10 protein-coding genes are annotated in these 7,711 nt (G+C 61.3%); 6 read left to right on the top strand and 4 right to left on the bottom strand.

What is annotated here, in order from left to right; translation table 11 throughout:
• On the bottom strand, nt 1–853 hold an 853-nt coding region (locus IB235_RS24220), incomplete at its 3' end, for a catalase (RefSeq protein WP_192338913.1).
• Between the two features lie 74 nt (nt 854–927).
• A complete protein-coding gene (locus IB235_RS24215) occupies nt 928–1,539 on the bottom strand; it encodes a pyridoxamine 5'-phosphate oxidase family protein (RefSeq protein WP_225612606.1) in 612 nt (203 codons plus the stop codon).
• A gap of 66 nt (nt 1,540–1,605) precedes the next feature.
• Here IB235_RS24215 and IB235_RS24210 point away from each other — a divergent pair, with 66 nt between their 5' ends.
• The 5 genes from IB235_RS24210 (at nt 1,606) to IB235_RS24190 (ending at nt 4,779) form a co-directional block, all read left to right on the top strand.
• Nucleotides 1,606–2,115, top strand: a complete 510-nt coding sequence (locus IB235_RS24210; RefSeq protein WP_192338911.1) for a hypothetical protein — start codon at nt 1,606–1,608, stop codon at nt 2,113–2,115.
• Nucleotides 2,116–2,122: 7 nt separating this feature from the next.
• Nucleotides 2,123–2,572, top strand: a complete 450-nt coding sequence (locus IB235_RS24205) for a DUF421 domain-containing protein (RefSeq protein ID WP_192338909.1) — start codon at nt 2,123–2,125, stop codon at nt 2,570–2,572.
• Nucleotides 2,573–2,680: 108 nt separating this feature from the next.
• Nucleotides 2,681–3,538, top strand: coding sequence for an SDR family oxidoreductase (locus tag IB235_RS24200; protein WP_192338907.1), 858 nt, complete (start codon nt 2,681–2,683; stop codon nt 3,536–3,538).
• Between the two features lie 14 nt (nt 3,539–3,552).
• Nucleotides 3,553–3,768 (top strand): hypothetical protein, encoded by a 216-nt coding sequence (locus IB235_RS24195; RefSeq protein ID WP_192338906.1) that lies wholly within the window; start codon nt 3,553–3,555, stop codon nt 3,766–3,768.
• Nucleotides 3,769–3,771: 3 nt separating this feature from the next.
• On the top strand, nt 3,772–4,779 hold the full coding sequence (locus IB235_RS24190; protein ID WP_192338905.1) for a DNA topoisomerase IB: 1,008 nt from the start codon (nt 3,772–3,774) through the stop codon (nt 4,777–4,779).
• Here IB235_RS24190 and IB235_RS24185 read toward each other — a convergent pair.
• Entirely contained in the window at nt 4,770–5,012 is a 243-nt protein-coding gene (locus tag IB235_RS24185; protein ID WP_192338904.1) for a hypothetical protein, read from the bottom strand. The genes IB235_RS24190 and IB235_RS24185 overlap by 10 nt on opposite strands.
• A gap of 324 nt (nt 5,013–5,336) precedes the next feature.
• On the opposite strand from IB235_RS24185, the gene IB235_RS24180 reads away from it, so the two are divergent.
• Complete coding sequence (locus IB235_RS24180) at nt 5,337–5,582, top strand: hypothetical protein (protein WP_192338903.1); 246 nt, start codon at nt 5,337–5,339, stop codon at nt 5,580–5,582.
• A 6-nt stretch (nt 5,583–5,588) separates the two neighbouring features.
• Here the strand turns inward: IB235_RS24180 and IB235_RS24175 are convergent, their stop codons facing one another.
• Nucleotides 5,589–7,496 carry an ABC transporter ATP-binding protein/permease gene (locus tag IB235_RS24175; protein WP_192338902.1) on the bottom strand — a complete coding sequence of 636 codons (1,908 nt, stop codon included), beginning with the start codon at nt 7,494–7,496 and terminating at the stop codon, nt 5,589–5,591.
• Nucleotides 7,497–7,711 lie beyond the last annotated feature (215 nt).

The raw sequence follows: 7,711 nt of genomic DNA, 5'->3' as shown, positions 1-7,711 counted from the left end.
GGATCGCCAACTCGTATTCCGGGAAATCACCCGAGGCGATCGCCTCCCACAGGTCGCGGCGGTGATAGTCATTATCCGCGCCCTGAATCTTGGCGCTCTCGTCCCAGACCAGCGACTGGATGCCCAGCTTCGGTCGCCAATGGAATTTGACGAAGCTTTCAGCTCCTTCGGCAGTGACCAGCTTGAAGGTGTGGACGCCAAAGCCCTGCATCATCCGATAGCTGCGCGGGATGCCGCGATCGGACATGGCCCAGATGACGGTATGCAGCGTCTCGGGCATCAGCGAGACGAAATCCCAGAACGTGTCATGGGCCGAGGCCGCCTGCGGAAAGCCGCGATCAGCCTCCATCTTGACCGAGTGCACGAGGTCCGGGAATTTCAGGGCGTCCTGAATGAAGAAGACCGGGATATTGTTGCCGACCAGATCCCAATTGCCTTGGTCGGTATAGAATTTGGTCGCAAAGCCACGTACGTCGCGTGGCGTGTCGACCGAGCCTGCGCCGCCCGCCACGGTCGAAAAGCGCACGATCACCTCGGTCCGCTTGCCTTTCTCGGCAAACAGACTGGCGCAGGTGAGGTCGGAGATCGGATCAGTACATTCGAAATAGCCATGCGCGACCGAGCCGCGGGCATGGACGATGCGCTCGGGGATGCGCTCATGGTCGAAATGGAAGATCTTCTCGCGCAGGATGAAATCTTCCAGCAGCGTCGGACCGCGCGCGCCAATCCGCAGGCTGTTCTGATTGTCGGAAATCGGCATACCGTGATTGGTGGTCAGGATCGGGGTTTTACCGGTGCCGATCTGCTGGGTCTCGCCGCCTGTGCCAGTGGTTTGATCATAGGATTTTGCCATCTTCCTTGCCTTCCGATGTGGGTGGGTAAGGGGCGCGCCATGGCTGACGTGCCCATCCGTTCTGGCCTGCCCGCTTAGAATTTCAGGTGGAAATGGTCACCAATATCGGGCTCGTCCCCGGTCAGGTTCGCCTTGGCGATCTGATAGAGGAAGCCGATCCCGCCCGTCGTGGACCAGATATCGGCTTCTGACAGATTGAATCTGAGGAGGCGCAGGTCGGGATCCTCCTTACCTCCCTCGAACCAGGCCGCGGCGACTTTGTTCCAGATTTCGTCAAGCTTCGCGCGATCGGGCGAGAGTTCAAGCTGTCCTTCGATCTGGGCCCAAAGCTTGCCCGCCGCATCGCCGATGACATGGATCGCGGGCCTGGAGCCATCTTCGAGTTCGCTGACCAGATCCGTGCCTTCCGCAGTGATGAACCACAGGGCTTGCTCGCCGGGATCGGCATAATGTGACATCGGGACCAGCTTCATCCGCTCGCGCGTTCCAAGCATTCCGGCATTGATACCGTCCAGACGCTTCCAGAAAGTCTGCTGCTCATTCGCCATCGCACTTTCCTTCCCATCGCTGTCAGAAAGGGGCGACCCTGCCGAAGAAACCGTAAGGCGGGTGCGCCCGGGGTCGGGCCACAACCCCCTCAGGGGAGCGGGGTTCCATGGTGCCGAATCTTCGCGATGCCGGAACAATCCCCTCGTTCAGCTGTTTACACCGGGGCTTTACGGCTGATTTTCAGCTGTGAGGAGGTTGCGACCATGACCGGAAACCTTCGAATTCCTGCAATCCGCGCAGATGGGCTGCAATTGGAGGAACACCGCGACTTTCAGGAACGCTACTGGCGTGTCCAGCGTCTGGCGTGGCTTGGCTATGGCCTCGCCATGATCTTTGCGCTTCTTGGACTGACTGGCAGCGGCGGTGCTTTACATATGCAGGAGATCCGCTTTCCCGGGGCCGTGGCCGAAATACCCCGTGTCGCGCGCTGGGAGGCATGGGACGAGATCCGGATGACATTCACCGGCCCGGGGGACGAACACAGGCTTCGCATCGGAACCGATTTTTTCGACCTCTTCGAGATCGGCCGCATTCAGCCGGACCCTGTGGAAAGCAGCCTCGGCTCCCACTCGCATGTGATGAGCTTTACCGCAGAAGGGACCACCCCGCATGAAGTCCGTATCTCGACCCGACCGATGCATTTCGGCTGGACGCGCTTCGAGCTTGGCCTTGATGGTGAAAATCGAAGCGTCCGCATCCTTGTTCTACCATAGGTGAGAAATGGATTCCGTCGTCAGGGGCATCACCATCTATGCGATCCTGCTGCTCATCACGCGGCTTTCGGGACGCCGGACGCTTGCCCAGTCCACACCCTTCGATTTCGTTCTGCTGCTGATCATCGCCGAGACCACTCAGCAGGCATTGCTGGGCGACGATTTTTCGCTGATCAATGCGCTGATCCTGATCCTCACCCTATTCTCGGTCGATATCCTGCTGTCTTACGTCAAGCGTAACTCGCGCCGGGTGGCGCTCTGGCTCGACGGGGCGCCAACCGTATTAATCAGCGGCGGCAATATCGACGAACGCGCTATGCGTCGGGCCAGAATCGGCATCGGCGACGTGTTGGAGGCGGCGCGTCAGCAGCAGGGTCTGAAGCGCCTCGATGACATCGAGGCCGCATTGCTGGAGATCAGCGGCGGCATCAGCATTATCCCCAAGCGCGGGGATTAAGGTTGGAACAATGCGGCGGCGGATGGGTTCATCCCCTATACACCAAAGCTCACCACCGGTCGTGAACCTTGGCTTTCAGGAGGTGGGCCTCGCCATGAGGTCACGCGCATGAAGGACTATCCCAAACCACCCTTTCCCGAACAAAGCCAGAAGCTTCCCGGCAGCTTCAAGAAGATGAGTCCGCGCCCGGATCATGGCGAGACCTCTTGGCGCGGCGCGGGTCGGCTTGACGGTATGGTCGCGCTGATCACCGGTGGCGACAGCGGCATCGGGCGCGCAGTCGCCATTGCCTATGCCCGCGAAGGCGCGGATTTGGCCATCGCCTATCTGAACGAAACAGATGACGCCAAAGACACGGCGCAGATCGTCCAAGAGGCCGGACGCGACTGTCTGCTGCTACCCGGCGATCTGGGCGATCCGGCACATTGCCGCGATGTCGTGGCCCGGACGGTAGAGCAGTTTGGCCGCATCGATATTCTCGTGAACAATGCCGCCCATCAGATGAAATTCGACGAGATTAGCGAGATTTCCGACGAGGAATGGCGGCGTACCTTCGCTGTCAACATCGATGCGATGTTCCATCTGGCAAAGGCCGCGATTCCGCATATGGCCCCCGGCGCCTCAATCATCAACACCGCCTCGATCAATGCCGACAAGCCGAACCCGACACTTCTGGCCTATGCCACGACCAAGGGGGCGATCCAGAACTTCACCGCAGGACTGGCACAAATGTTGGCCAAGAAGGGAATTCGGGTGAATGCCGTCGCCCCCGGCCCGGTGTGGACGCCTCTGATTCCGGCAAGCTTTCCACCCGAGGAGGTGGCGAAGTTCGGTGAGAACTATCCAATGAAGCGCCCTGCCCAACCGGTCGAACTGGCATCGAGCTATGTGATGCTGGCCGAGCCGATGTCCAGCTTTGTCTCGGGCGCGACGATTGCCGTGACCGGCGGCATGCCGATGATCTGAGAAAGGATTTCCTGATGCCACACCCACTTCTGCGCCTCGGCTTCGGCATTGCCGCAGGCTTCCTGTTGAAATCCGCTTTGGACGCACGGCGCGACCGATCCGCGCCGCGTCTGGAAAGCATCCGCGATGCCGGACCCAAGGCAATGGCCGCGCCACCCCGCAACTGGGACGTTGTGGACGAACAGGCCGATCAATCATTTCCCGCTAGCGATCCCCCGGGCAATTACTGAGACATGACGGCGGTACTGGTCTACGTTTCCGACAGTGAGCCCGGCATCACGCGGCGCAAGGCGGGTAAGGGCTTCAGCTATCGCGGGCCCTCGGGCGAGGCCTTGAGCCGCGACGAGCTTGCCAGGATCAGGGCGCTGGCCGTCCCTCCGGCCTATCGGGACGTCTGGATCTGCCCGCGTCACGATGGCCATCTGCAGGCGACGGGCCGTGACGACCGGGGGCGCAAGCAATATCGCTACCACCCGCAATGGCAGGCGACACGGGCAGGGACGAAATATGCCCAGCTTGTCGCCTTTGGCTCTGCATTGCCGGGTGTGCGCATACGGATGCGCCGTGACCTGCAAGGCGATGCGGGTGATCGGGACTTTAGCCTTGCGGCGCTGGTCCTGCTACTGGATCGCACCTGCCTGCGCATCGGCAACCCCGCCTACGCCGCGACAAATCGCAGCTTCGGGGCCTCGACCCTGCTCACTCGCCATCTGAGCCTTAACGCCGACGGTCTTATCCAACTGAAGTTCCGCGCCAAGGGCGGCAAACTTTGCCACCATGTCCTGCGTGACAAGCGCCTCAATCGCATCCTTCAGCAGATCGGCGATCTGCCGGGGCGCAAACTCTTCACCTATCTGGACGCGGCGGGAGAGGTCCACAGCCTGTCCTCGCAGGATGTCAATGCCTACCTCTGCGAGCTTGCAGGCGCGGGTATGACTGCAAAGACCTTTCGGACTTGGGGCGGCACGTTGGCAGCATTTGAATTGGCGACAAGTCTTGCGCCGGACGCCCGGCTAAGCGTTCGGATGATGGCCGAGGCCGCCGCCGAGCGGCTCTTCAACACGCCGGCCATCTGCCGCACCTCATATATCCATCCCGCGGTAATGGATCTGGCACAGCTTCCCGGCGTGGAACGGGCCGCGTTGCTCTCGGCCTTGCCCCGCCCGGAACTCCCCGAGTTGCGCGCGTCCGAGCGGGGTCTGCTGGGGTTTCTTGGCGCGGCTTCGCCCGTTCAGCCGTGACGCGCCCAATCAGCAATCTTCAAGTTCCAGCCGATCTGGCGCGAACGATTGGTCCGGAGATAGGCCCAGTTCAAAAGTGCTGCGGGCACGCCCAAACCCAGACCCAAGACCCCCGCCCAGATAAAAGTCTCGGATGACACAAACCCTATGGCCAGCAAAGCAATCACCGCGGCTCCGGCAAGGCAGGCGACCCAAAGATGGTTTAGCACCAAACGGACATAGTGAATGATCATCTTCCTTCCTGCTGCTCCCTGCGCAAAGAAACGCCCCGCAATCGCGCATGTTCCAGTCTGTGCTGATCGCGAAAGCGTGTGCAGTCCATCGCGAACATTGCCGCAGGCAGCGAGTTGAACACCCACAAGGCATGTGCACCGCGCCCGTTCGCGGCGCGAGCAGCGCGACCTCCAAGAGGTCGCGACAGAGAGGAGAATACTATGAAAGGCATCGTTGCCTGGCTGCTCGGCGTCCCCGTTATCGTTATCATCCTGCTTTATCTGACCGGGGTCTTCTGAGGATTGATCATCCGGTCGGTCGGCAATCGATCGAAGGAAGCGCCAATGTCCTATAATAACGAACCCGGTCGCGCCGCCCGTAACCATCCCGCCGCGATCATCGCCATTGTTTTGGCCCTGACAGTCGCGGGATTGGCATTGCTGTGGTGGATGGCGGCCGATCCGGTCGCGCAAAACGACATCAACCGTATCGGGTCACCCGAGGCCCCCGAGGGGGGAGCGTTACCTGCACCCGCAGATCCACCACCCCCGCTCGGCACGCCAGCAGCCGGTAGCCCACCTGCCAACTGAGCCCTATTATAGATGCGGTGGAGGATGACGCGGATCGGGGATGGCAGGCGGCGCCCCTTTTACCTCGTCATCAACGCGCTTGATCCGCCCGTAAGTATGGATGAGACGACCCCAAAAGGTATCGAGCCGTCGCCCGATGCTATCGCCACGCACCAACCGGACATTACCGTGCAGCCGCTTCAGCTCCAATCGGCGCGAATGGTACTCGGCCAATCCCGGCCGATGCGCGACGCTGATCAGCGCGGCATCGGGTAATTCCTCTATCAGCGCCCCCATCACCCGCGTCTGACTGTCATCATCCAAGGCCGAGGTCGCCTCGTCCATAACCACCAGATCGGGCCGTTCGATCAGGACCCGGGCAAAAGCGATGCGCTGCCGTTCGCCGCCCGACAGGATGTGGCTCCATCGGTCTTCGTCATCCAGACGCGGCACGAACCCGGCCATCCCGACGCGCTCCAGCACCCGTGCGGCCTCGGCATCAGTCAGGGTTTCGGGGGCATGGGGATAGCTGAGACATGCGCGCATGCTGCCCAGCGGCAGATAGGGCGTCTGCGGCAGGAACATTGTCCGCCATGCGCCGGGCAGGACGATCTCGCCGCTGCCCCAAGGCCATAGGCCCGCAATCGCCCGGACCAGCGTGCTTTTTCCGCTGCCGGATTCGCCGCCGACCAACACGCGCTCGCCGCGCGCGATCACCCCATCAGCCTCGTCGATCACGACGATCCCATTGTCACGGCGCACGATCAGCGCGTTCAGGCGCAATTCGTCGCCCTCGTCCTGCCGCAGTCGGATCAGCGAGCCGTCGGCGCCATGGATAGCCCGCTCGTGCTCGTCCATGCCGCCGATTAGGACAGACAGCCGGTTCGCCGCTGCCCTCCATCCGGCCAGCACGATGAAATTGTCCATCACCCAACTGAAAGCCAGTTGCACCTGCACGAAAGCCGCCGAGACCTGCATCAACTCGCCTAGGCTCATGCCCCCCTGCATGTATTTTGGCGCGCCAATCAGCAGCGCGATCACCGGCAACATGACGGCGCTCATGTTGGTCAGAATGGTGATGCGTCCGTGATTGGCGCCGACGGCCCAGATGGCAGCGGCGACGCGGTCGAGGGAGTGCTTGAGGCGGCGCTTTTCCTCATCCTCGCCCTGGATCAGGGCGATGGATTCTGCGCTTTCCCGGACGCGGGTCAATTCAAAGCGCAGATCGGCCTCGGCGGCGTTATGGGTTTCGACGGCGGCGATCAGGGGGCGACCGATGAGCCATGTCAGACCGGTCATAACCAGAGCGTAAAGGATCGCCGCAAGGACAAAACCATATGGGACGATGATCGTCCCTGCGGCAGAGGGAAACTGGACCTCACGCCCGACCAGCGCCAATACGCCGATGAAGGTCATCGTCGCCAGGACCGCATTGAAAAGCCCGACCGACAGGTCGACAACCGGGGTCAGCGCCTGTTTCAGGTCATCCGACAGGCGCGCCTCGGGGACATTCACTCCGGTCGAGGAAACCTCGAGCTTGTAATAGGTGCGGTCGCCCAGCCAGCGGTCGATCAGACTAGCCGTCAGCCAGCGCCGCCATTCGGCTTGAAGCCCCATGCGCAACCGGACAAGGCAGAAATTGATCAACGCACTGAGCACAAGCAGAAGAAGAAAGATCATGACCATCCGCGGAATCGCTTCGATGGCGCGATTTTCCAGCGTGTCGAAGAAGCCCTTGCTCCAGCGATTGATCGAAAACAGGATGCCGACATTTGCGATGACGACCACGACGACGCCCGAGGTTAGCGCCCAGGCGATGCGGCGCGCGGCTCCAGTCCAGAAGGGCAATGCGATTTCGCGAAAGCCAGGTCCAGAAATAGCCTCAGGCGGCTCGGACGGTGTATCTGCGGGAATGTCGCACTGCGGTTCGGTCATGTGGCTAGCGGGTGTTCGCAAAACGCCCTGGTTGTCGACGGGCAGAACGAGATGATACTGGGCTCTGATCAGAGTTCAACGCGGACAGGGGAGTGTCCGATCTTTTGTGTATGACTGATCGGGTCCATGCTTCACCGAAAGGAAGCATGTATGACGATCTCGAAGGAAGTTCTCGACGAATTGCTGAAGGGCGTGGAACGGCCCGAAGACCTGCT

Source organism: Paracoccus sp. PAR01 (assembly GCF_014851995.1).
Taxonomy (GTDB): domain Bacteria; phylum Pseudomonadota; class Alphaproteobacteria; order Rhodobacterales; family Rhodobacteraceae; genus Paracoccus; species Paracoccus litorisediminis.
This window is presented reverse-complemented; position numbering and strand designations above follow the sequence as displayed.